Here is a 21218-nt window from a genome sequence, read left to right on the forward strand (position 1 = left end):
CCCGGCGTTGCTTTACGTAAGTGGCGGCCCGCCTGGGCGGGCCGACCTTCAGGTGCTTGCTCGACTCAGCCTCGCGACGGGAAGACCCCTTCGGTCGCGATCACGAAGTTGGTGCCGAGGAAGGGATTGCGGATACCGAACGGCTGGCTGCCACCGACGGGCGAGATGGTGACCGTTCCCTGCGGTGTGATGCTGGCCTGCCCGCTGAGCCCGCCCAGGTTGGCTTTCGTCGAGTCGGGTGGAGTATCGGTGAACAAACCCGCGAACACCACACTGGCAGGACCGGCTTTCGCGGTCGTGGCGGAGAGGTAGGTGGTGTTGCCTGCCGTGGGTGCCACCATCGCGGCGGTCGGATTGGTGGCCACGGCGGCACTGATGGTCAGGGCGCCGTTGCTGGCCTGGCCGGTGAAATGCGCGACTGGCGCGTGCATCGGCAGCTCTGCGGTGGTCAGGGTGACATTTTCGCGGCCGGCCATCTCGCCCTGGACAATCACGTCCAGGCCTGGCCCGTGCCCCATCCCTACCGGGCTGCGCCCACGGTAGTCGGGCAGGCCGAAGGTGGTCTGGCCATTGCCGCCATACAGCGTGCCGAGCAGTGAGAAAAGGGCAGTGTTCTGTGCGATGGGCATCAGCTGGCCCTGACACATCGCATAGCCACGCGGTGCGAAGTTGAAGCCGACCATTTTGATTTCGCCGAGGAACGGTTCCATGTTGTTGCTCCCTGCTGTGTGACGCCGGTGTGACCGACGGGTTGTCGTGATGGCTCAGGTCCGTGGCGCGGATGTCCGTGTATGGAAAACGGCCTGCAACAGGCGGGCCCCGTCGTCGTCCGGGCCGATCGGGGTGAGCATGACCCACCATGACGCCTCGCCCGGGCTGTGCAAGGTATAGCTGAATTGCGGCAGGTCGACCCCGGCGGGCTGTCGAAATATGGCGTCGTAGCACTGATGGCGCGGGTTCATGGCCTTGCCCTGGCTCACTTCGACCAGTTGCACGTCGACACCGGGATGTCCTTCCCAGCTGAGGCGCCAGGTCTGGCCCAGGGCCTGCTGCAGGTCTGCCTGGCTGGGGACGTCGTTCATGCGCTCAGACTCCGTGCGGCGGTGCGGTGCATCTCCAGATAGATCGGGTGCTGGCCGGTCACGATGAAACCGAAATGTTCATACAGGCGGCGGGCAGGGTTGTCGGACTCGACGTAGAGGCGAATCGCTTTCCCCACCCTGTCGGCCTCATCGACCAGGCCGGCGAGGAGGGCGCGGCCGATGCCCCGGCCACGCCAGGCCGGCAGCAAGGACAGGTCCATCAGGTTGTGGGTGCCGGGCCCGCGAAACAGGTAGAGACGGCCGATGGGTTGCTCACCCTGAAGGATCAGCGAGAACTCGGCGCCCCGATAGTGGGCCTGATAGTGGCGGTGCTGGGCGTCGAACTGTTGCCGCAGGAATGCCGCTTTCTCGGCCTGGCTCCAGGGCAGCGGGTCGAGCTCCTGCGCGCGGGTGCTGGCATACAGGTCGAGCAGAAACGTCAGGTCGGTTGCCGTGATGGGGCGCAGATGCACGTCAGAGGTGGACACGGTGTGGAGCTTCCTTGCGCACCTTGTTCGTGAACGAAACAGGCGCAGTCGTTGGCTTGTCGGGCGCACTGCATGTGCGCCCCTTGAATATAGATCGGTGATACGGACTTGCCACTATTTCCTTACAGGCGGCAGGTTCTTTCTGCAGGCGCGCCTTGGGGTGAGCGGCGCAACCGCTGGTATCAGAAGCCGCTTTCGCGGACGCCCAGTGCGGCCAGGCGGCGCCAGGTGGCACCGAGTATGGACTGCCCCGTCCCTTCGAGGACGACGACGCCACGTACGGGCAGCGAGGGTTCGTCCGCCGCCTCCAGCAGGCTGAGGCGGGCGCCGTACTGCGCCTGCAAGGGGGCTGCCTGCTGCTGGGCGTCGCGACGTACGGCGATGGGGCCGTGGTGGTCGGAGGAGAGTGCCTCCAGCTGCAGATAGGCGACGCCGGTGTCGTCCACGTCATCGAGGCGGACCGCCAGCGCGGCGCGCGCCGGGTCGTCGGCGATGAAGCGTCCTTCGCTGCCTGGCTGCACACGCCAGAGCCCGTCTTCGGCCAGGTAGCCGCGCAGGCGGACGCCGGGCGCCACGATGCGCAGCAGCGGGTCGCCTGACTTGAGCCAGCGGCCTGGCGCCAGATTCGGCTGCAGGTCCCGCACCACGCCGTTTTCCGGCGCGCGCAGCTGCAGGCGTTCGCGTTGCGCAGCCAGGCCACGGTACTCGGCGACCGATGTCGCCAGGCGCTGTTCGAGCACGGCAGCGTCGCCCACCGTCTCGCTGCGACCGGCCTGACGGCGCAGCTGCAGCTGCAGTATCTGGATTTCCTGGCGCACGATGGCCTGGCGCGACTCGAGGTCCGGAGACTCCAGCTCCAGCAGCAGTTCACCTTGCTGCACCGCCTGGCCGTCGTGGACATGCAGCTGCTTCAGGCGCGCGGACAACGGGGGATAGAGAGCCGTGCTGCTGGCGGCCTCGAGCACGCTCGGCACGTCGACGGCGGTACGCCATGGCAGCACCAGCAGGGCCGACAGCATCAGCAGTCCGGCCGCCGTGAGCAGGGTCTTGCCCGGGGCGGCCTGATCGCGCCGCCGCCACCATTCCTGCCATTCGCGCCAGATCGGCAGGCCGATGAACCAGAGCAGCTCCACCAGCATCAGGACGATGCCCAGCAGCTTGAAGAACATGTGGTAGACGGCCAGGGCAATGCCGAGAAACAGGGCGGCGCGCCATAGCCAGGAGCCATAGCCCCAGATCAGCAGGCGTCTGCGCATCGTCGCCGTCCAGGGTTCGGGGGCGGGCTCCGCGTAGCCGAACAGGGCTTCACGCAGGCGCCAGCGACAGAGGGCGAAGGCCCGTTGCTGGAGGTTGTCGACGCCCCACAGGTCGCTGAGCAGGAAGTAGCCGTCGAAGCGCATGAAGGGATTGAGGTTGATCAGCAAGGTGGTGATCCAGGTGGCGCTGGCCAGCATGAAGGTGGCGGTGCGCAGGGGGCCGTCCGGCAGCAGGGACCAGGCCAGCAGGGCGAGGCAGGCCAGCAGCAGTTCGGCGAGCACGCCACCGGCGCCGATCAGCAGGCGGGAGCGGCGATCGTTGACGCGCCAGGCATCGCTGACATCGGTATAGAACATGGGCAGCAGCACCATGAACGCCAGCCCCATGCTCTGTACCCGACAGCCCGCGCGCTTGGCCATGTAGGCGTGACCGAACTCATGGCACAGCTTGGCGAAGGCCAGGGCACAGCCGAAGGCGATGGCGCCACCCAGGCTGAACAGGTGCGGGAAGCTGGAGATGAAGCGGTCCCAGTCGCGTGCAACGAGAAACAGGCCGAGCAGCAGCAGGATGGGCAGGCCACGGCGCAGCAGCGCGGGGCCATGGCGTTCCAGCACCGGCCAGGTGCGGTCGAGAAAGGCGTTGGGGCGCCACAGCGGGATGCGAAAGAACAGGTACTGGTGCAGCAGGCCTTTCCACAGGCCCTGGCGCTGTTGCGCCGCCTTGCTCGCGTAGCTGCTGCGCTGTTGCGCATCCGCTGCCGTGATCAGGTCGTGGGTGCTGAGGAAGCGCAGCATGCTTTCCAGGTCGGCGCCCGCCAGCGCCTGGCCGGGCTCATTGTTCGCCGCCTGCAGCACCTGCGCGGGATCGCCCAGCTGCCAGTGCCGCAGCAGGCGCATGGCCTCGGCACCGATCTTGAAGTAGCGCCCGCGCAGCGGGTCGGCCAGCGTCCATTGCGGGGCGCCGTCCAGCGCGGGGGCCGAGCTGGAAAGCTGCAGGTCGGCACGCAGGCTTGGCAGGCGCATTCACAGCCCCAGTGTCTGGCGCAGCGCTGCCAGCGGGCGGCGCAGCAGGAACAGCGCCAGCGGCACGCGCTCGCCGTAGAGCTTGGCGGTGCCACGCAGGCCGATGCGCGGTGGCGCTGCGACGAAACCGGCGTCCAGGCGGTAGGCCAGCTGGCCGTTGCTCAGTGGCTGCGCCTCGTATGCCAGGCGTTGCAGTTGGGCGTCGTGGCGATGCAGCGGGTCGCTGTCGAGGAACAGGCCGACCTCCGCGCCGGGCTGGAAGTTCAGCGCGTCGGCCACAGCGAGGTCGATGCGCAGCTCGGCGCGCCTGGGGTCTGCGATCTCCATCAGGCGCTCGCCCGTCTGTACCGGCTTGCCGACCCAGCGCTGGGCATCGGCGAACACGGCAATGCCGTCGCGCTCGGCTCTGACCTCGGTGCGTGCCAGCAGCTCGCGGGCATAGTCGCGCTCGGCACGTTTCTGCGCCGCGCGCGCGGCGAGCAGGTCGATGCGCGCGCTGGACTCGGCATCGCTGAAGGCGCGCTGGCTGTTGGCCTTGAGCTCGGCTTCGGCCACCTGCAGGCTGCGCTCGGCGACATCGGCCTGGGCGCGGATGGAGGTGGCGTCGAAGCGCACCAGCACCTCGCCCTTGCTGACCGCCTGGTTGGGCTTGACCTGGAACGTCGCGATCACGCCGTCCAAGGGCGCGGCGATGACCTGGCCGTCGAGTGGCACCACTTCGGCGGGAGCCAGAACCGACTGGCGAATCGGCAGCAGCAGCAGGAGCAAGGCCACCGTCGCTACGGCGATGATGCGGCGGCGTGGCCAGCGCAGGCGCCACGGCTTGTGCAGTTGCAGGGCGAGCCAGGCATGGGCGTAGCAGTCACCCAGTTGCAGCAGCAGTGCCTGTTCGGCCTCGCTCCACGGCTGTTCACGGGCGATCCACAAGCCGCCGAAAAGCGCCTGCTTGCGGTCGAGCAGGGGCAGCCAGAACACCGAGCCTGCGGAGAGCGCCTGCCAGTCGCCACGCGTCTGCTCGCTGAGCGAGTCGGCGGTCACCACCTGGGCCTGGCTGGAGCGGCCCTGGGCAAGCAGCTGGCGCGTGGCCTCTTCGACGAAGGCGACGAAGGGAGAATGCGCTTCGACGACACTGATCGCGGTGAGTGCGCGCACCCGGCCAGCGATCAGCAAGGCCGCATGACGAAAGCCGAACAGTGCCTGTGCGTCGTTGACCAGCGCATAGGCCAGGCTGTCGATGTCCGCCGCGGCCCGGGCCTGGTGCTGCAGGGCCAGGAAGCGGGCGAATACCTGCTCGGCTGGCCCAGGCGCCTGGGCGGTCATGGCGCCTCCGTGAAGCGCGCGCTGCCGCTCATGCCGGAGAGCAGCCCGTCCGCCTTCTCGGGCAGGCTGCCGATCAGCAGCAGGGTCTGGCTGCCCTCGTCGATGCGTGCACCCAGGCGTTTCACTCTGGCCTCGAGCGGCTCGCCGGTTTCATCCGGGGTGAAGGCGAAGCGTTGCCCGGGCTGGACCCTGCTCAGCCAGCTGGACGGTATCAGCAGATAGATTTCCAGGGTGCCGTTGTCGACCACATCCAGCAGCGGCGCACCGTTTGCGACGCTTTCGTGGGGCTGGGCGCGGCGTTGCACCACGCGCCCGGCGAATGGGGCGCTGACGCTGCAGCGCTTGACCTGCACCTGATACACCTGGGCCTCGGCTTGCGCCTGCGCCTGGCGCGCCTCGGCCAGCGCCACCTCGAAGCGCCCCACCGAGTTCAGCGCCGCCAGTTGCTTCTTGTGGCTCAGTTCCTCACGGGTGGCACGTGCGGCGGCCTGCGCGGCGTTGAGCTGGGCCTGGTAGGCGCTGCAATCGAAACGCACCAGTACATCGCCCTTGGCGAAGGCCTCGCCGTCGGCGAACGGCATCTCGACGATGCGCCCCGGCAATTCGCTGGAGAGCACGGCCTGGTCGCGTGCCCGCAGTACGCCGCGTACCTGGCGTTCGGCGCCCGTGGGTTCGGCACGCTCGAGGGCTTCGAGCAACGGGTCCTGCGCCTGCAACAGCGGGCTGAGGGTCAGAACCAGCAGGCCAACGGGGAACAGGCGACTGGAGCGGAGGGGCATGGCATACGTCCTTGCATGAAGTCGTCGCAGTCTAAGGCAGAAGTGCAGTGAAGCAAATTGAGCACCGCGTGAGTCGAACTGGTGCGTGCGCAGGGGGCTGGTGCGTGCCAGGCTCCGTTGTGGTGCGCGCATTCGGCGGCAGACGCGGTGGGCAGCGACGCACGGTCTGTGGCATAAGTCTTGCGCTGCACAGCTCATCGTCCAGGCTAGCAGGAGGCCGCCGTGTCGATTCATGTCGCGCTGCATCACGTCACCCACTACCGCTACGACCGTGCGGTGAACCTTGGTCCGCAGGTGGTGCGTCTGCGCCCGGCGCCGCACAGCCGTACGCGCATCCTCTCCTATGCGCTGAAGGTCGAGCCGGGCGAGCACTTCGTCAACTGGCAGCAGGACCCGCAGGGCAACTACCTGGCGCGCCTGGTCTTCCCCGAGAAGACCCGTGAATTCAAGGTCGAGGTGGACCTGGTCGCCGAGATGGCGGTGTTCAACCCCTTCGACTTCTTTCTCGAGCCCTACGCCGAGCGCATTCCCTTCGCCTACACCGAGGGCGAGCAGCGCGAGCTGGCGCCCTATCTGGTCAAGCTGCCGGCCACGCCGCTGTTCGCCAGGTACCTGGCCGGGATCGAGCGCAGCCCGACACCCAGCGTCGATTTCCTGGTCGAGCTGAACCAGCGGCTGTCCGCCGACATCCGCTACCTGATCCGCATGGAACCGGGCGTGCAGACGCCGGAAGAGTCGTTGCAGCTGGCCGCCGGCTCGTGCCGTGACTCGGCCTGGCTGCTGGTGCAGTTGCTGCGCCACCTCGGCCTGGCGGCGCGCTTCGTGTCCGGTTACCTGATCCAGCTCACGGCCGACGTCAAATCCCTCGATGGTCCTTCCGGCACCGACCAGGACTTCACCGACCTGCACGCCTGGTGCGAGGTCTACCTGCCCGGCGCCGGCTGGATCGGTCTCGATCCCACCAGTGGCCTGTTCGCGGGCGAGGGGCACATTCCGCTGGCCTGCAGCCCGGAACCGTCGTCGGCGGCGCCGATCAGCGGCGGGCTGGACGAGTGCGAGGTGGAGTTCGAGCACCTGATGAGCGTCGAACGGGTGTGGGAGGCGCCACGCGTCACCAAGCCCTACAGCGAGGCGCAGTGGCAGGCGATCCAGGCGCTGGGGCGGCAGATCGACGATGACCTGCAGGCGCATGACGTGCGCCTGACCATGGGCGGCGAGCCGACCTTCGTCGCGCTCGACTACCCGGACGACGACGAGTGGAACACCGCTGCGCTGGGCCCGAACAAGCGGCGTCTGGCTGCCGACCTGTTCTACCGCCTGCGTGACCACTATGCGGCCAATGCACTGGTGCATTTCGGCCAGGGCAAGTGGTACCCCGGCGAGCAGCTGCCGCGCTGGTCGCTGAACTGCTTCTGGCGCCGCGATGGCCAGCCCCTGTGGCACGACCCCAGGCTGCTGGCTGACGAGAAGCGCGGCTATGGCGCCACGGCCGAGACCGCCGAGCGCTTCCTGGCCAGCCTGGCCGCCCACCTGCAGGTGGAGGCCGACAACGTCTTTCCGGCCTTCGAGGACTGGTTCTACTACCTGTGGCGCGAGCGCAAGCTGCCGGACAACGTCACGCCGGACGATCCGCGCCTGAGCGATCCGCTGGAGCGCGAGCGCCTGCGCAAGGTGTTCGACCAGGGGCTCGACGCGGTGGTCGGCCATGTCCTGCCACTGGCGCGCCAGGTGGTCGGCGAGGGCTGGCAGAGCGGGCGCTGGTTCCTGCGCGACGAGCACTGCCGCCTGCTGCCGGGCGACTCGCCGCTGGGCTACCGCCTGCCGCTGGACTCGCTGCCCTGGGTCAGCCAGGCCGATTACCCCTACATCAACCCGGTCGACCCGAGCCAGGCGCAGCCGCCGCTGCCCGCCGCGGCGCAGATCCAGCGCCAGTTGCGCGGGGTCTGGCGTGGCGCCAGTGTCGCTGCTGGCAGTGGCCCGCAGAGTGCGCGCCCGGCCAGCGGTCAGTCGGCCGCCGGCATCGTGCGCACGGCACTGTGCGCCGAGCCGCGTGAGGGGCGGCTGTATCTGTTCATGCCGCCGCTGAGCCATCTCGAGGACTACCTGGAGTTGGTCGCGGCCATCGAGGCGGTGGCGGCCGAGCTCGATTGCCCGGTGCTGCTGGAAGGCTACGAGCCGCCGCTTGATCCGCGCCTGCAGTACTTCCGCGTGACCCCCGATCCGGGGGTGATCGAGGTAAACATCCATCCGGCGGCCAGCTGGGACGAGCTGGTGGAGCGCTGCGAGTTTCTCTACGAGGCGGCGCGGCAGTCGCGGCTGTCCAGCGAGAAGTTCATGATCGATGGCCGTCACACCGGCACCGGCGGCGGCAACCACTTCGTCCTCGGCGGGGCGACGCCGGGCGACTCGCCCTTCCTGCGGCGTCCCGACCTGCTGCGCAGCCTGATCAGCTACTGGCACAACCACCCGTCGCTGTCCTACCTGTTCAGCGGCCTGTTCATCGGCCCGACCTCGCAGGCGCCACGGGTGGACGAGGCGCGCAACGATGCCCTGTACGAACTGGAGATTGCCTTCGCGCAGATGCCCGAGCCGGGGCGCGATGCCCCGCCGTGGCTGGTCGACCGGTTGTTGCGCAACCTGCTGGTGGACGTGACCGGCAACACCCACCGCGCCGAATTCTGCATCGACAAGCTGTACTCGCCGGACTCCGCCAGCGGGCGACTCGGCCTGCTCGAACTGCGTGCCTTCGAGATGCCGCCGCATGCGCAGATGAGCCTGGCCCAGCAGTTGCTGCTGCGCGCGCTGATCGCACGTTTCTGGCAGGAGCCCTATCGCCCGGCCAAGCTGGTGCGCTGGGGGACCGAGCTGCATGACCGCTTCCTGCTGCCGCATTTCGTCGAGCAGGATTTCGCCGACGTGCTGCAGGAGCTGGGCAGCTTCGGCTATCGATTGCGCAGCGAATGGTTCGCCCCGCACCTGGAGTTCCGCTTTCCCAAGGCCGGCGATTTCGCCGTCAAGGGTATCGACCTGGAGCTGCGCCAGGCGCTGGAGCCCTGGCATGTGCTGGGCGAGGAGGGCGCCATCGGCGGTACGGTGCGTTACGTCGACTCGTCACTGGAACGCATGCAGGTGAAGCTCGCCGGCATGGCGCCGGACCGTTACCTGCTGACCTGCAACGGCGTGCCGGTGCCGCTGCGGCCCACCGGCAAGGTCGGTGAGTTCGTCGGCGGCGTGCGTTTCCGGGCCTGGCAGCCGGCCAGTTGCCTGCAGCCGACCATCGGCGTGCATGCCCCGCTGGTGTTCGACCTGATCGACACCTGGATGCAGCGCTCGCTGGGCGGTTGCCAGTACCATGTGGCGCATCCGGGCGGGCGCAACTACGACAGCCTGCCGGTCAACGCCTACGAGGCGGAAAGCCGGCGTCTGGCGCGCTTCTTCCGCCTCGGCCACAGCCCGGGCAAGCGCCCCGTGCTGCAACCGATGGACAATAATGAACTACCGATGACCCTGGATCTGCGTCGCGTCTGACGCCAATCCCGTCTGTGGCAGGGGCCTTGGCCGCGAACCGTCGCTGCTGAAGCGCCTGCCACGGATGCAGCTCATCAATTCGCGTCACGCTGCCTTGTCACTGCCGAGCCTGCCATGCCCGACCTGCTAGCCGATTATCCGCCTCCTGCCGGGGGCTACCACGAACTGCTCGACGCCAAGGGCAAGGTGCGCCCGCACTGGCGCCGCCTGTTCGAGCAACTCGAGCGCAGCCGCCCGGAGCAGCTGGCCCAGCGCGAGGCCATGCTGGCCCGGCAGATTCAGGAGAACGGCGTCACCTACAACGTCTACGCCGATCCCGACGGGGCCGACCGGCCCTGGGAGCTGGACCTGCTGCCGAACCTGATCCCGGCCGACGAGTGGCAGCAGATCGCCGCTGGCGTGGCCCAGCGCGCGACCCTGCTCAATCGCGTCGTGGCCGATCTCTACGGGCCGCAGAAGCTGATTGCCGAAGGCCTGCTGCCGACGGAGCTGGTGTTCGGTCACAACAACTTTCTCTGGCCCTGTCAGGGCGTGCAGGCGCCGGGGGGCACCTGGCTGCACCTGTACGCGGTGGACCTGGCCCGTGCGCCGGACGGCCGCTGGTGGGTGACGGCTGATCGCACCCAGGCGCCCTCCGGTGCCGGCTACGCGCTGGAGAACCGGCAGATCGTCTCGCGGGCCTTTCCCGAGTTGTACCGTGACCTGCGCGTGCAGTACCTGGCCGGTTTCTTCCGGACCCTGCAGGACACCCTGGCCCGCCAGGCGCCGAGCGGCGGCGAGACTCCGCTGGTGGTGCTGCTGACGCCGGGGCGTTTCAACGAAAGCTATTTCGAGCACCTGTACCTGGCGCGCCAGCTGGGCTATCCGCTGGTCGAAGGCAGCGACCTGACCGTGCGGGATGCCACGCTCTATCTCAAGACCCTGGCTGGCCTGCGCCGCGTGCACGCGGTGCTGCGCCGCCTCGACGACGATTACTGCGACCCGCTGGAGCTGCGCACCGATTCCGCCCTCGGCGTGCCGGGCCTGCTCGAAGCGGTGCGCCGTGGCCGCGTGCTGGTGGCCAATGCCCTCGGCAGCGGCGTGCTGGAGTCGCCTGGCCTGCCCGGCTTCCTGCCGGCGATCAGCGAGCATCTGCTGGGCGAGGAGTTGCTGCTGCCATCCATCGCCAGCTGGTGGTGCGGCGAGCCGCCGGTGCTGGAGGAGGCGCTGGAAAAGCTCGATGAACTGCTGGTGCGTCCGGCGTTCCCCTCGCAGAGCTTCACCCCGGTGTTCGGCCGCGACCTGAACGAGGCGCAGCGCGCCAAGCTGGCGGCGCGCCTCAAGCTGCGCCCCTACGCCTACGTGGCGCAGGCACGGGCCAAGCTGTCGCAGGCGCCGGTATGGGATGGCACTGGCCTGCAGCCGCGTGCCATCGGCATGCGTGTGTACGCCGTGGCCAGCGCCGACGGTTACCGGGTGATGCCCGGTGGCCTGACGCGTGTGGCCGCTGAGGCCGACGCCGAGGTGGTGTCGATGCAGCGCGGCGGGGCCAGCAAGGACACCTGGGTGCTCGGTACGCGGCAGAGCGGTGGCGAGCCGTGGCAGACGCAGCGCACCCTGGGCACCGCCGACCTGGTGCGCAGTGACCCCTTCCTGCCCTCGCGGGTGGTGGAGAACCTGTACTGGTTCGGCCGTTATGCCGAGCGCTGCGAGGACAGCGCCCGCCTGCTGCGCATCATGCTGGCGCGCTATGTCGACGACGACGACGACCCGCAGGCCCTGCAGAGCGCGCTGGCGCTGGCCGAGGAACTGGGCCTGCTGGCAGCGGCCGAGGAGGGCGCGCTGGAGCCGCGCCTGTTGCAGGCTCTGCTGGGCAGCGACTGGCCGGCCAGCCTGCGGGCCAACCTGCAGCGCCTGCAATGGGCGGCGGGCAGCGTGCGCGGCAAGCTGTCCCAGGCCAACTGGCAGGCGCTGGTGGAGTTGCAGGGGGAGGCTCAGTTGCTCGAGGCCCAGCCTGCCGATTTCGGCGAGTTGCTGGACTTTCTCAATCGCCTGCTGATGTCCCTGGCGGCGTTGTCCGGCTTCGCCCTGGATGACATGACCCGTGACGACGGCTGGCGCTTTCTCATGCTCGGCCGCTACATCGAACGCCTGCAGTTTCTCTGCGACAGCTTCGCCGGTTTCCTGCGCAGCGGCGCGGCTACCGACCAGTCGGCGCTGGAGTGGCTGCTGGAACTGGGCAACAGCAGCATCACCTATCGCACCCGCTACCTGGCGTCGGCGCAGCTGATCCCGGTGCTCGACCTGCTCCTGCTCGACGAGCAGAACCCGCATGCGGTGCTGTTCCAGCTGCGCACCCTGCTGGCGTCGCTGGCGCGGCTGGACGAGCGCTTCGAGCTGCCTGCCGAGCGCTATCTGACCTACCTGGAACAGCAGCTGAGCGCCTTCAGCCTGGCCAGCCTGGAGAATCCGCTGTTCGGCCCCGGCAGTACCCGCGCGGTGCTCGAGGGCCTGGCCGACCTGCTGGTGGCCATCAGCGAAGCGGCCGGGACGGTATCGGATCACCTCGGGTTGCGCTTCTTCGCCCACGTCGATGTCAGCCAGCGGACGCAATCCTCATGAGCAGTGCGCTGTATCAGGTGCTACACGACACCCACTACCGTTACTCGGCGCCGGTCTCCCTGGCCCAGCAGCTGGCCCACCTGTGGCCGCGCCAGTGCCCCTGGCAGCGCAGCCATGAGCAGGCGCTGCGCGTCGACCCGCAACCCTGCCAGCGCCGCGATGGCCTGGACGTGTTCGGCAATCCGCTGACCCGCCTGGTGTTCGAGCGCCCGCACGAGGCGCTCAGCGTCAGTGCGCGCCTGCGTATCGAAGTGCTGGCACGGCCGCCCCTCGATCTCGACGATTCACCTCCCTGGGAGGCTGCCTGCGCGGCGCTCAGCTATGCCGGCACGCGGCTGGCGCCAGACCTGCTGGAGGCCGCGCGCTATCGCTTCGAGTCGCCCTACGTGCGGCTCAAGCAGGTATTCGCCGACTATGCCGATGACTGCTTCACGCCGGGCAGGCCGCTGCTGCAAGCGGGCCAGGCGCTGATGCAGAAGATCTTCGAGGAGTTCAGTTTCGACGCGGGCGCGACCCAGGTGGCGACGCCGCTGCTGCAGGTGCTCGAGGAAAAACGCGGGGTCTGCCAGGACTTCGCCCACCTGATGCTCGCCTGCCTGCGCTCGCGGGGGCTGGCAGCGCGTTACGTCAGTGGCTACCTGCTGACCCAGCCGCCGCCCGGTCAGCCACGTCTGATCGGGGCCGACGCCTCGCATGCCTGGGTGTCGTTGTACTGCCCGCGTCAGGGCTGGGTGGATTTCGATCCGACCAACAACGTGCGTCCGGCGCTGGAGCACATCACCCTGGCCTGGGGCCGGGACTTCTCCGATGTGTCGCCGTTGCGCGGGGTCATTCTGGGGGGCGGCAGCCACGACCCTGAAGTGCAGGTGACGGTGCTGCCGCTGGGCTGAGAGGTCGAGGTATCAGTCGACCAGCTTCACGCTGCCTTTCATCAGCGCGTAGTGACCCGGGAAGGAGCAGAAGAAGCTGTAATCCTCGCCAGCGGCCAGCTTGCTCACATCGAAGGTCACCGAGGTGCTTTCGCCGCCGCCGATCAGGCCGGTGTGGGCGATCACGCGCTCGTCACCGGCCTTGACGTAGGCGGCGTCGGGGCCGGCGCCAATGCCGTCGGTGGCGATGCCGGGCATGTCGGCGGTCTTGCTCAGCACCAGGTTGTGGCCCATGGCGGTCTTGGGCAGGCTGCCGGTGTGCTTGAGGTTGACGGTGAAGGTCTTGCAGCTCTTGCTGATGGAGATGGCCTGGGTGTTGTAGGTCATCTGGTCGGTCGATTCGACATCCACCGAGCACTCGGCAGCGAACAGCGGTGTGCTGGCCAGGCCGAGCAGTGCCATCAGAGCAACGTTACGCAACATCTTGAAGCCTCCAGATTCTGATAAATCGGTCAGGTCCTAAAAGATTCGCACAGCGGCGACGTCCTGTGACTGCGACCGAACGCCACGGCGGCGTTATCCCGAGAATCTGTGGGTAACTGTGTGGGCAAGGTCTGCATGGCTCGTTCCAGGGCGCGTCGCTGGCCGTTTTCGAGCCCCTGGTCAGCTTTTGCTCAGGCGTTCGCGGCGGCTCGGGAATCAGGCAAAAAACCTTGAAAATTAACTGCTTGAGTTATCGATGCAAGGCTGCGCGCGAGGTGCCGGGCGGGGCGCCGGGCTTATCCACGGAAGGTGTGGAGCAAGCTGTGGATAAGCTTGGGGAAAGTCAGCGCCGACGGCGGCTGCCCTGAGCGGCTGTCGGCTGGCTGGAAAATGAGCGGCTCAGGCGGCCGTCGAGGGACGCAGCGCGCGCCACAGGCGGGCGCCGAGGCCCACCAGCGGGACGCTGAGCAGACCGGCGACGATGCCCAGCAGGGCATTGAACAGGGTCGGCAGCAGTGCGGAGAGCAGGCCGACATCCTGCGCGGCCCACTCGGCGGCGTGATGCAGGGCGGCTTCGACCGGGGGCAGGCCGTGACTGAGGATGCCGCCACCGACCATGAACATCGCCGCCGTGCCGACGACCGAGAGTGTCTTCATCAGCCAGGGCGCCAGGGCCAGCAGGCCGCGGCCCAGGCTCTGGGCGAAGGCGCTGCTGCGTTGGCTGAGGTAGAGCCCGGCGTCGTCCAGCTTGACGATGCCGGCCACCAGGCCGTAGACGCCAAGGGTGATCACCAGGGCGATGGTGCTGAGCACCGCCAGCTGATTGACGAAGCTGGCGCTGGCCACGGTTCCCAGGGTGATGGCGATGATCTCTGCGGAGAGGATGAAGTCCGTGCGCACCGCGCCACGGATCTTGTCGCGCTCGAAGGCCACCAGGTCGATGTCGGGATCGGCCAGGGCCTCCAGGTGCGCCTGCTTGCCGTCGTCCTCGTGACGGTGCAGCAGCTTGTGCAGCAGTTTTTCCGCACCCTCGTAGCAGAGGAACAGGCCGCCGAACATCAGCAGCGGCACCACCAGCCAGGGCGCCACTGCACTGATCAGCAGCGCGGCCGGCACCAGGATCGCCTTGTTCAGCAGCGAGCCCTTGGCCACCGCCCACACCACGGGCAGCTCGCGGTCCGCCCTGACGCCGGTGACCTGCTGGGCATTGAGGGCCAGGTCGTCGCCCAGCACGCCGGCGGTCTTGCGCGCGGCGACCTTGGTCATGCTGGCGACATCGTCGAGTACGGCACTGATGTCATCGATCAGGGCGAGCAGGCTGCTTCCGGCCATCTTGCGGCTTCCATGTAAGGACAAGGCGCCAAGGTTAGCACCGCACCCGCCTGCCTGACGTGAACAAATCAGCTTGGTGAGCGATCGACCCACTTGGGCGCTGCACTGGGTTGCCACTCGGCCAGCGCATCGATCAGGTTCTGCGGGCTGCTGGCGATCTGCAGCATCTCGCGGTGTTGCGGACGCACGAAGCGCTCGGCGACTAGGTGATCGAGGAAGTCACCGAGCTTGCTGTAGAAGCCGTTCACTTCCAGCAGGCCCAGCGGCTTGGAGTGATAGCCCAGCTGGCCCCAGGTCCAGACCTCGAACAGTTCCTCCAGCGTGCCCAGGCCGCCGGGAAGGGCGATGAAGGCGTCCGCCAGCTCGGCCATGCGTGCCTTGCGCGCGTGCATGCCGTCGACCACTTCCAGGCAGGTCAGGCCACGGTGGCCGATCTCGGCACGCTCCAGGCTCTGCGGGATGATGCCGATGACCTCGCCGCCGGCATTCAGGGCGGCATCGGCGACGACGCCCATCAGGCCGACCGCGCCGCCGCCGTAGATCAGGCGGATGCCACGCTGAGCGAGGTACTGGCCAAGCTCTTCGGCTGCCTGGCGGTAGATCGGGCTGGCGCCGGGACTGGCGCCACAGAAGACACAGACGCTACGCAGGGACATGCACGGACTCCTTGAGCAAATGCGTCAAGGGTAGCGGCACGCTGCGTCATGACCAAGTCTCAGTGGCGCGTATCAATGCCGCAGGTGGCGCAGGCGTAGCTGGCGAGGAACTGCTTGAACAGGTCGTTGAGGGACATGGTGCGGCTTCCTGACGCAGGGACATGCTGGTCAGGCTAGCCGCGTTGCTGCCAACGCGCCGTTAGATTGTTTCGATGGCGGCGATAGTCGATCAGACCAGTTCCAGCGCACTCATCCCGGCCAGGCCCAGCAGCATCACGCCACAGGCCGCGTAGGTCAGGCGATGCCAGAGCAGCGAGGCGGCGCGGCGGAACCAGTCCACCAGGCCGGCGCAGATGAAACACCAGAGCAGCGACGACAGCATGAACCCGCTGAAGAACACCGCCAGGTGCGTCGGCGTCGGCTGGGCGACGCCGATGGCCGCCATCGCGCCACCCATGGCGGCCCAGTACACGATGTTCTGCGGGTTGCTCAGCGACAGCGCGGCCCCTGCGGCAAAGGCGCCGCCGGCAGCCGCCTGGTCGTCGGCGCTGGGTTGCGGCGGACAGCGGGCATCGCGCAGCGACTGATAGCCGAGCCAGGCCAGGTACAGTGCGCTGGCCAGCGTCAGCGGGTAGCGAATCTGGGCGCTGTCGAGCAGCAGGGCCAGACCGGTGAGGCCGAGGGCGGCCCAGGTGGCGTCACCCACCAGCGAACCGATCTGCACCAGCAGTGCCGGTCGGTAGCCGTCACGCAGGCCGCGCCGCAAGGTCTCGCTGAAGACGGCGCCCGGGGCGGCGTTGAACACGAAACCAAGGAGCAGGGCGGCGAGGAAGAAGCTGAACATCAGGTGTCCTTAACGGGCAGGAGAACGAAGGCCAGCTCAGCAAGCAGCCGGCATGCCAACCCGGTGAAAATAAAGTTTTCCACCAAGGCTGTGGGAATAACTGTGGAAAAGCTGGTGGTGCTTGCCTGGCAGGCGGATTTGGCGCCGCTTGCAGGGTAGCGGACAAGATCTGAGCAGCGGGGTTTTTCCTTTGTACACAAGGGCTTGATAGTTTGTCGTTGAATGGCGTGGCGGGCTCGAGGTTGTCCACGGCTGCTGTGGGTGGTGCTGTTGATAACTTCTGTAAGCATTGCCTGAGGCCTTATATTTCGGGGCTTGCAGCGCTTTGGTGAATTTCTGATCAGGCATTTTCTGCGGCATGGTCGCGGCGGATTGTCCAGTGTTTTCCACTGCCGGCAGGCGAGCTGGAAAATTATCCCCGGAAACTGTTGATGGAGCTGTGGACAAGCTGCTCATGAGGTCGCTCGGGCCGCGTGCTGTCTGGCGTTGCCGGGGGTGTCGAATTTCTCGCCAGGCTACTCGCCGGGGAGCGCGCCGAGCTGTGTCGGACGGCCGAGCAACTGCAGGGCGCGGTCCGGGTAATCGGTGATCAGGCCGTTGACGCCCATCTGCAGCAGGCGGCGCATGGCGGGCTGCTCGTTGATCGTCCACAGCTGAACGTTCAGCCCACGGGCCTGTGCATTGCGCACCAGGCGTGGCGTTGCCAGGTCGAGACCACTGTGCTGCGGAGGAATCTGCAGCACGGCATAGGAGGGCGACAGCAGGTCGCTCAGGCCCAGCCAGTTCAGCGCCAGCAGCATGCGCACCGAGACCGGGCCGGCGGACGTGGCGACCTCCGGGCAGAGCTGGCGGAAGCGCGCCAGGCTGCGTTCATGAAAGCTGCCGACGATGACCCGGTCGAGCTGGTCGTAGGCGGCCAGCATCTCGCAGAGCACCGCTTCCATGCCGACGTCGGGGACCTTGATGTCGAGCACCTTGGGGATCAGCGGGAAGCGTTCGAATACCTCTTCCAGCGCGGCGATGCGCGTGCCCTGGCCACGGTACGGATGGCTCTGGCCACCATCGGCGGTCCAGTTGTAGCCGGCGTCCAGGGCCTGCAGTTCGGCGAGGCTGTAGTGCGCGACCTGGCCTTCGCCATTGGTGGTGCGCTCCAGCGTGTCGTCATGCATCACCACCAGCTTGGCGTCCTGGCTCAGTTGCAGGTCCATCTCCAGCATGTCGACGCCGAGTGCAGCGGCTCGCTCGAAGGCGAACAGGGTGTTTTCCGGCCACAGGCCCTTGCCGCCACGGTGGGCGATGACCAGCGGACGCTGGCCCAGGTCCGCAAGCACGGGTGGGGTGGGCGCCGGGTGGCTGGTCAGCGCCAGCAGCAGGATGACGACGCCGATCAGCAGCAGGGGGGCGAGCAGGAATCGAGTGAGACGCAGCATGGGTGAAGTCTCGAAAGCGGTTCGGGACTTTGTGCCCCAGCGCAGGGGCGTTGGCAAGTGTTGTGGCAAGGGGCGCCGCGCCACCGCGATTACCGCGCCGGGCCTGTTGGCCTCGCCGCGCGAACGCCCCTTCTGCTCGGAATGAACCTCAGCTGGCGAGCAGCCAGACCCCGGCTGCTGCCGACGCGCCACCGGCGATGCGTACCAGCGGAGCCGCCGCACGCGGCAGGAAGCGCACCAGGGCGAAGCCGATGGCATGCAGCGCGGCAGTGGCGACGATGAAGCCGGTCGCGTAGCCGAGAGGGCTGGCCAGGTCGGGCAGTTCGAGGCCGTGGGCGACGCCATGGGTCAGGGCGAACACCGCGGTCAGTCCAACGGACAGGAGCATCGGCAGGCGTGCGGCCACGGCCACCAGCAGACCGAAGGCCAGCACCGAGCCGGCGATTCCGGTCTCCATGAGGGGAATTTCCACCCCGGCGAAGCCCAGCAGGCCACCGACCAGCATGCTGCCGACGAAGGTCAGCGGCAGCAGCCAGCGCGCCGCGCCGCTTTGCTGCGCGGCCCACAGGCCGACGGCGAACATCGCCAGCAGGTGATCGAGGCCGAACACCGGGTGAGCCAAGCCGGCCATGAGACCGGACTCGCCATGGCCCGGGTGGGCGAAGGCCAGCGCCGGGGTGCAGAACAGGGCGATGGCGTAGACGGTTTTGCGCAGATTCATGAGGTTCTCCTTGAGGTGGGAATCAGGCCGCCGTGAGCATGCCCTGGCGTTCGATGAAGGCGATGATCTCGTCGAGACCCTGACCGACCTTCTGGTTGCTGAAGACGAACGGCTTGTCACCGCGCATCTTCAGGGTGTCGCGTTCCATCACCTCCAGCGAGGCGCCGACCATGGGGGCCAGGTCGACCTTGTTGATCACCAGCAGGTCGGACTTGCAGATGCCGGGGCCGCCCTTGCGGGGCAACTTGTCGCCGGCGGACACGTCGATCACGTACAGGGTCAGGTCCGACAGTTCCGGGCTGAAGGTGGCCGACAGGTTGTCGCCACCGGACTCGACGATGACCAGGTCGAGGCCGGGGAAGCGGCGATTGAGCTGCTCGACGGCTTCCAGGTTGATCGAGGCGTCCTCGCGAATGGCGGTGTGGGGGCAGCCGCCGGTCTCCACGCCGATGATGCGCTCGGGTTCCAGGGCCTCGTTGCGCACCAGGAACTGGGCGTCTTCCTGGGTGTAGATGTCGTTGGTGACCACGGCGATGTTGTAGCGCTCGCGCAGGGCGCGGCACAGGGCCAGGGTCAGGGCGGTCTTGCCGGAACCGACCGGGCCGCCGATACCGACACGCAGGGGTTGGCTGTTCATCTGTGCAATCCTCGTCAGGAGCGGAAGAGACGCGAGTACTGGCGCTCGTGCGCCATGCTCGCCAGGGCCAGGCCGAACGCGGCGCTGCCCCAGTGTTCGGGGGAAAGATCGGCGGCCTGCTGCTGCGCGCCATCGAGCTGTGGCAGCAGGCGGCTGGTCAGGCGCTGGGCGGCTTGCTGGCCCAGCGGCAGGACCTTCATCAGCACGGCCAGCTGGTTTTCCAGCCAGCCCCAGAGCCAGGCGGCCAGGGCATCGTCCGGGGTGATGTGCCAGGCGCGCGCCGCCAGTGCCCAGGCCAGGGCCAGGCCGGGCTCGTCCTGGGCATCGAGCAAGGTGCGGGCGTCGTCGTCCAGTTCGGGCAGGCCTGCGAGCAGTTGCCGCAGCGAATAGCCCATCTGCCGGCTTTCCAGGGCCAGTTCACGGGTTTCGCGGCTGGCACGGTGCTGTTCGGCCAGTGCCTGCAGGCGCGACCAGTCGGCTGCGTCCGCCGCGCGGCAGTGAGCCAGCAGCAGCGGCGCTTCGAAGCGCGCAAGGTTGAGCATGAGCTGATCGGCCAGCCAGCGTTCGGCGCTGCCGGCGTCAACGATCAGGCCGCTGTCGATGGCCCATTCCAGCCCTTGCGAATAGCTGTAGCCACCGATCGGCAGTTGCGGGCTGGCCAGGCGCAGCAGGGCCCAGGCCGGCTTCACGAGCGGACCTCGGGGTATGTCCCGGCGGCTGTGTGTGGCGTCACGTGCGCACTCCGAACTGGTGCAGGCGCGGGCCGTAGTTGAATTCCTCGTCACCCTGATGCGAGTGATGGTGACCGCCGCCGTAGGCACCCTGCTCGGGCTGGTAAGGTGCCTGCACAGCCTCGACCCTGGCGCCCAGCTGTTCGAGCATGGCCTTGAGCACGTAATCATCGGGCAGGCGCAGCCAGCCTTCGCCCAGCTGCAGGGCGACATGGCGGTTGCCCAGGTGGTAGGCGGCGCGCATCAGTTCGAACGGGCTGCTGCAGGTGACGTGCAGCAGGGGTTCGGCCTTGGCGCGCACGCGCACCACGCGCCCATCCCTGGCCTGCAGGCATTCGCCATCCGCCAGTGCCGGCTGGCCGCGCTCGAGGAACAGGCCAACTTCTTCGCCAGCCGTGGTGAAGCAGCGCAGGCGGCTCTTGCTGCGGGCCTCGAAGGTCAGTTCCAGTTCGGCATCAGGGTTCGCCTGTGGCGCGATTCGACTGTGGATCACCAGCATGGGTATCTATTCCGGGGCAATGTGCCCGGAAATAGTGCAAGTGGCTTGCCAAGGCCGCAGAGTGCCGCAGGACGGCGCATTGCTGCGGCCTGTGGATAACTTGTCCGTATGGTCAGGAACTATTTGGTGCGTTTTGTCGGTTGGCGCACTGGATTGGTGCGCGTCATGCGCTGGGCTTGCCCAGGCCCTGCCAGTGCTTGCCGCCGACCATGATGAAGCGCAGCTGCTGAATGATCTTGGCCTCGGCGCTGAGGTGCGCCGGCAGGGTTTCGGCGGGCGGGTCGATCAGTTCGGGCAGGGTGGCGAACACCGTCTTGACCACCAGGTCGGAGACCACGTCGAGTGCGGCATCGTCGAGATGCGGCATGCGATTCATCAGCTTGAGGTCGGCCGCCAGGTCGTTGGTGATGCGCTCGCGCAGGGCGCTGATCGCCTGGCGTACGGGCTGTGAGCCACCGTACTGCTCGCGGGCGAGGAAGAGGAACTGGCCATGGTTGGCGGCCACTTCGGCGAGGAAGATGCGCACTGAGGCGTCGATCATGCCGCGCATCTCGAACTCATGCCGACGCACCTGGCGAATCGCCGCGCGGAAGGTTTCCCCGACTTCCGCCACCAGCGCCAGGCCCAGTTCGTCCATGTCGGCGAAGTGGCGATAGAAGCCGGTGGGCACGATGCCGGCGACGCGCGTGACTTCCCTCAGGCTCAGGCTGCCGAAGCCACGCCCGCTCTCCATCAGGGTCAGTGCGGCGGCCATCAGGGATTGGCGGGTCTGCTGCTTCTGTTCGGCGCGTGGCGTCATGCGGGTCGGTTCGTTGAACGATGGCGCACTCTAGCAAATGCGCGGCGCCAGCGTCGAACCATGCTGGGGCATCATTCAGTGAACAGGTGTTGACTGAATCGCGGCTCATCTGTCAGCCTTGTGAACAAGTGTTCACTGGA

General features: G+C 67.7%; 20 protein-coding genes. 3 read left to right on the top strand and 17 right to left on the bottom strand.

The features are described from left to right. Window positions 1-65: 65 nt before the first annotated feature. The 6 genes from E4487_RS18620 to E4487_RS18645 all read right to left on the bottom strand — a co-directional run bounded on the left by E4487_RS18620 (window position 66) and on the right by E4487_RS18645 (window position 5948). The gene (locus tag E4487_RS18620; RefSeq protein WP_175254083.1) at window positions 66-710 is read right to left on the bottom strand and encodes a phage tail protein; all 645 of its coding nucleotides are present in this window, start codon (window positions 708-710) and stop codon (window positions 66-68) included. A 54-nt stretch (window positions 711-764) separates the two neighbouring features. After that, window positions 765-1082, bottom strand: coding sequence for a hypothetical protein (locus E4487_RS18625; protein WP_037052431.1), 318 nt, complete (start codon window positions 1080-1082; stop codon window positions 765-767). Then, window positions 1079-1570, bottom strand: a complete 492-nt coding sequence (locus E4487_RS18630) for an N-acetyltransferase (RefSeq protein WP_175254084.1) — start codon at window positions 1568-1570, stop codon at window positions 1079-1081. The genes E4487_RS18625 and E4487_RS18630 overlap by 4 nt, the downstream gene beginning before the upstream one ends. 182 nt (window positions 1571-1752) lie before the next feature. Then, on the bottom strand, window positions 1753-3849 hold the full coding sequence (locus tag E4487_RS18635; RefSeq protein ID WP_175254085.1) for a biotin/lipoyl-binding protein: 2097 nt from the start codon (window positions 3847-3849) through the stop codon (window positions 1753-1755). Then, window positions 3850-5169, bottom strand: a complete 1320-nt coding sequence (locus tag E4487_RS18640; RefSeq protein ID WP_175254086.1) for an efflux RND transporter periplasmic adaptor subunit — start codon at window positions 5167-5169, stop codon at window positions 3850-3852. Next, window positions 5166-5948 (bottom strand): efflux RND transporter periplasmic adaptor subunit, encoded by a 783-nt coding sequence (locus E4487_RS18645; protein WP_037052437.1) that lies wholly within the window; start codon window positions 5946-5948, stop codon window positions 5166-5168. Before E4487_RS18645 ends, E4487_RS18640 begins: the two co-directional genes overlap by 4 nt. A gap of 222 nt (window positions 5949-6170) precedes the next feature. Between E4487_RS18645 and E4487_RS18650 the strand changes: the two genes are divergently transcribed. The 3 genes from E4487_RS18650 (at window position 6171) to E4487_RS18660 (ending at window position 12967) form a co-directional block, all read left to right on the top strand. Then, window positions 6171-9476: a DUF2126 domain-containing protein gene (locus E4487_RS18650; protein ID WP_175254087.1), complete on the top strand. Its 3306-nt coding sequence runs from the start codon at window positions 6171-6173 to the stop codon at window positions 9474-9476. A 114-nt stretch (window positions 9477-9590) separates the two neighbouring features. Next, complete coding sequence (locus E4487_RS18655; protein ID WP_134676014.1) at window positions 9591-12077, top strand: circularly permuted type 2 ATP-grasp protein; 2487 nt, start codon at window positions 9591-9593, stop codon at window positions 12075-12077. Further along, complete coding sequence (locus E4487_RS18660) at window positions 12074-12967, top strand: transglutaminase family protein (RefSeq protein WP_037052446.1); 894 nt, start codon at window positions 12074-12076, stop codon at window positions 12965-12967. Before E4487_RS18655 ends, E4487_RS18660 begins: the two co-directional genes overlap by 4 nt. A gap of 12 nt (window positions 12968-12979) precedes the next feature. On the opposite strand, the gene azu is transcribed toward E4487_RS18660, so the two are convergent. The 11 genes from azu to E4487_RS18715 all read right to left on the bottom strand — a co-directional run bounded on the left by azu (window position 12980) and on the right by E4487_RS18715 (window position 21078). After that, complete coding sequence (gene azu, locus E4487_RS18665; protein WP_037052448.1) at window positions 12980-13429, bottom strand: azurin; 450 nt, start codon at window positions 13427-13429, stop codon at window positions 12980-12982. A 399-nt stretch (window positions 13430-13828) separates the two neighbouring features. Then, window positions 13829-14761 (bottom strand): DUF808 domain-containing protein, encoded by a 933-nt coding sequence (locus tag E4487_RS18670; RefSeq protein ID WP_150607917.1) that lies wholly within the window; start codon window positions 14759-14761, stop codon window positions 13829-13831. A 68-nt stretch (window positions 14762-14829) separates the two neighbouring features. Then, window positions 14830-15417 (bottom strand): TIGR00730 family Rossman fold protein, encoded by a 588-nt coding sequence (locus E4487_RS18675; protein WP_037052454.1) that lies wholly within the window; start codon window positions 15415-15417, stop codon window positions 14830-14832. A 229-nt stretch (window positions 15418-15646) separates the two neighbouring features. Then, window positions 15647-16261, bottom strand: coding sequence for a LysE family transporter (locus E4487_RS18680; protein ID WP_037052456.1), 615 nt, complete (start codon window positions 16259-16261; stop codon window positions 15647-15649). A gap of 36 nt (window positions 16262-16297) precedes the next feature. Next, window positions 16298-16717: a hypothetical protein gene (locus E4487_RS18685; protein WP_175254088.1), complete on the bottom strand. Its 420-nt coding sequence runs from the start codon at window positions 16715-16717 to the stop codon at window positions 16298-16300. 59 nt (window positions 16718-16776) lie between these two features. Further along, window positions 16777-17691: a glycerophosphodiester phosphodiesterase gene (locus E4487_RS18690; protein ID WP_037052467.1), complete on the bottom strand. Its 915-nt coding sequence runs from the start codon at window positions 17689-17691 to the stop codon at window positions 16777-16779. 148 nt (window positions 17692-17839) lie between these two features. After that, window positions 17840-18412: a HupE/UreJ family protein gene (locus tag E4487_RS18695; protein WP_134676011.1), complete on the bottom strand. Its 573-nt coding sequence runs from the start codon at window positions 18410-18412 to the stop codon at window positions 17840-17842. A 22-nt stretch (window positions 18413-18434) separates the two neighbouring features. After that, window positions 18435-19049, bottom strand: coding sequence for an urease accessory protein UreG (gene ureG, locus E4487_RS18700; RefSeq protein WP_037052472.1), 615 nt, complete (start codon window positions 19047-19049; stop codon window positions 18435-18437). A gap of 14 nt (window positions 19050-19063) precedes the next feature. Continuing rightward, window positions 19064-19738, bottom strand: coding sequence for an urease accessory UreF family protein (locus E4487_RS18705; RefSeq protein ID WP_175254089.1), 675 nt, complete (start codon window positions 19736-19738; stop codon window positions 19064-19066). A gap of 40 nt (window positions 19739-19778) precedes the next feature. Continuing rightward, on the bottom strand, window positions 19779-20279 hold the full coding sequence (gene ureE, locus E4487_RS18710; RefSeq protein ID WP_037052475.1) for an urease accessory protein UreE: 501 nt from the start codon (window positions 20277-20279) through the stop codon (window positions 19779-19781). A 163-nt stretch (window positions 20280-20442) separates the two neighbouring features. Next, on the bottom strand, window positions 20443-21078 hold the full coding sequence (locus tag E4487_RS18715) for a TetR family transcriptional regulator (RefSeq protein WP_037052479.1): 636 nt from the start codon (window positions 21076-21078) through the stop codon (window positions 20443-20445). Between the last annotated feature and the right edge of the window lie 140 nt (window positions 21079-21218).

It is taken from the genome of Pseudomonas sp. BMW13, from assembly GCF_013357275.1.
GTDB classification, from domain to species: Bacteria; Pseudomonadota; Gammaproteobacteria; order Pseudomonadales; family Pseudomonadaceae; genus Aquipseudomonas; species Aquipseudomonas khazarica.

Excerpts from the sequence above, each read along its gene's own strand:
- E4487_RS18620 (WP_175254083.1), bottom strand. The coding sequence starts at position 710 with ATGGAACCGTTCCTCGGCGAAATCAAAATGGTCGGCTTCAACTTCGCA.
- E4487_RS18625 (WP_037052431.1), bottom strand. The coding sequence starts at position 1,082 with ATGAACGACGTCCCCAGCCAGGCAGACCTGCAGCAGGCCCTGGGCCAG.
- E4487_RS18635 (WP_175254085.1), bottom strand. The coding sequence starts at position 3,849 with ATGCGCCTGCCAAGCCTGCGTGCCGACCTGCAGCTTTCCAGCTCGGCC.
- E4487_RS18640 (WP_175254086.1), bottom strand. The coding sequence starts at position 5,169 with ATGACCGCCCAGGCGCCTGGGCCAGCCGAGCAGGTATTCGCCCGCTTC.
- E4487_RS18645 (WP_037052437.1), bottom strand. The coding sequence starts at position 5,948 with ATGCCCCTCCGCTCCAGTCGCCTGTTCCCCGTTGGCCTGCTGGTTCTG.
- E4487_RS18655 (WP_134676014.1), top strand. The coding sequence starts at position 9,591 with ATGCCCGACCTGCTAGCCGATTATCCGCCTCCTGCCGGGGGCTACCAC.
- E4487_RS18660 (WP_037052446.1), top strand. The coding sequence starts at position 12,074 with ATGAGCAGTGCGCTGTATCAGGTGCTACACGACACCCACTACCGTTAC.
- azu (WP_037052448.1), bottom strand. The coding sequence starts at position 13,429 with ATGTTGCGTAACGTTGCTCTGATGGCACTGCTCGGCCTGGCCAGCACA.
- E4487_RS18670 (WP_150607917.1), bottom strand. The coding sequence starts at position 14,761 with ATGGCCGGAAGCAGCCTGCTCGCCCTGATCGATGACATCAGTGCCGTA.
- E4487_RS18675 (WP_037052454.1), bottom strand. The coding sequence starts at position 15,417 with ATGTCCCTGCGTAGCGTCTGTGTCTTCTGTGGCGCCAGTCCCGGCGCC.
- E4487_RS18680 (WP_037052456.1), bottom strand. The coding sequence starts at position 16,261 with ATGTTCAGCTTCTTCCTCGCCGCCCTGCTCCTTGGTTTCGTGTTCAAC.
- E4487_RS18685 (WP_175254088.1), bottom strand. The coding sequence starts at position 16,717 with ATGAGCAGCTTGTCCACAGCTCCATCAACAGTTTCCGGGGATAATTTT.
- E4487_RS18690 (WP_037052467.1), bottom strand. The coding sequence starts at position 17,691 with ATGCTGCGTCTCACTCGATTCCTGCTCGCCCCCCTGCTGCTGATCGGC.
- E4487_RS18695 (WP_134676011.1), bottom strand. The coding sequence starts at position 18,412 with ATGAATCTGCGCAAAACCGTCTACGCCATCGCCCTGTTCTGCACCCCG.
- ureG (WP_037052472.1), bottom strand. The coding sequence starts at position 19,049 with ATGAACAGCCAACCCCTGCGTGTCGGTATCGGCGGCCCGGTCGGTTCC.
- ureE (WP_037052475.1), bottom strand. The coding sequence starts at position 20,279 with ATGCTGGTGATCCACAGTCGAATCGCGCCACAGGCGAACCCTGATGCC.
- E4487_RS18715 (WP_037052479.1), bottom strand. The coding sequence starts at position 21,078 with ATGACGCCACGCGCCGAACAGAAGCAGCAGACCCGCCAATCCCTGATG.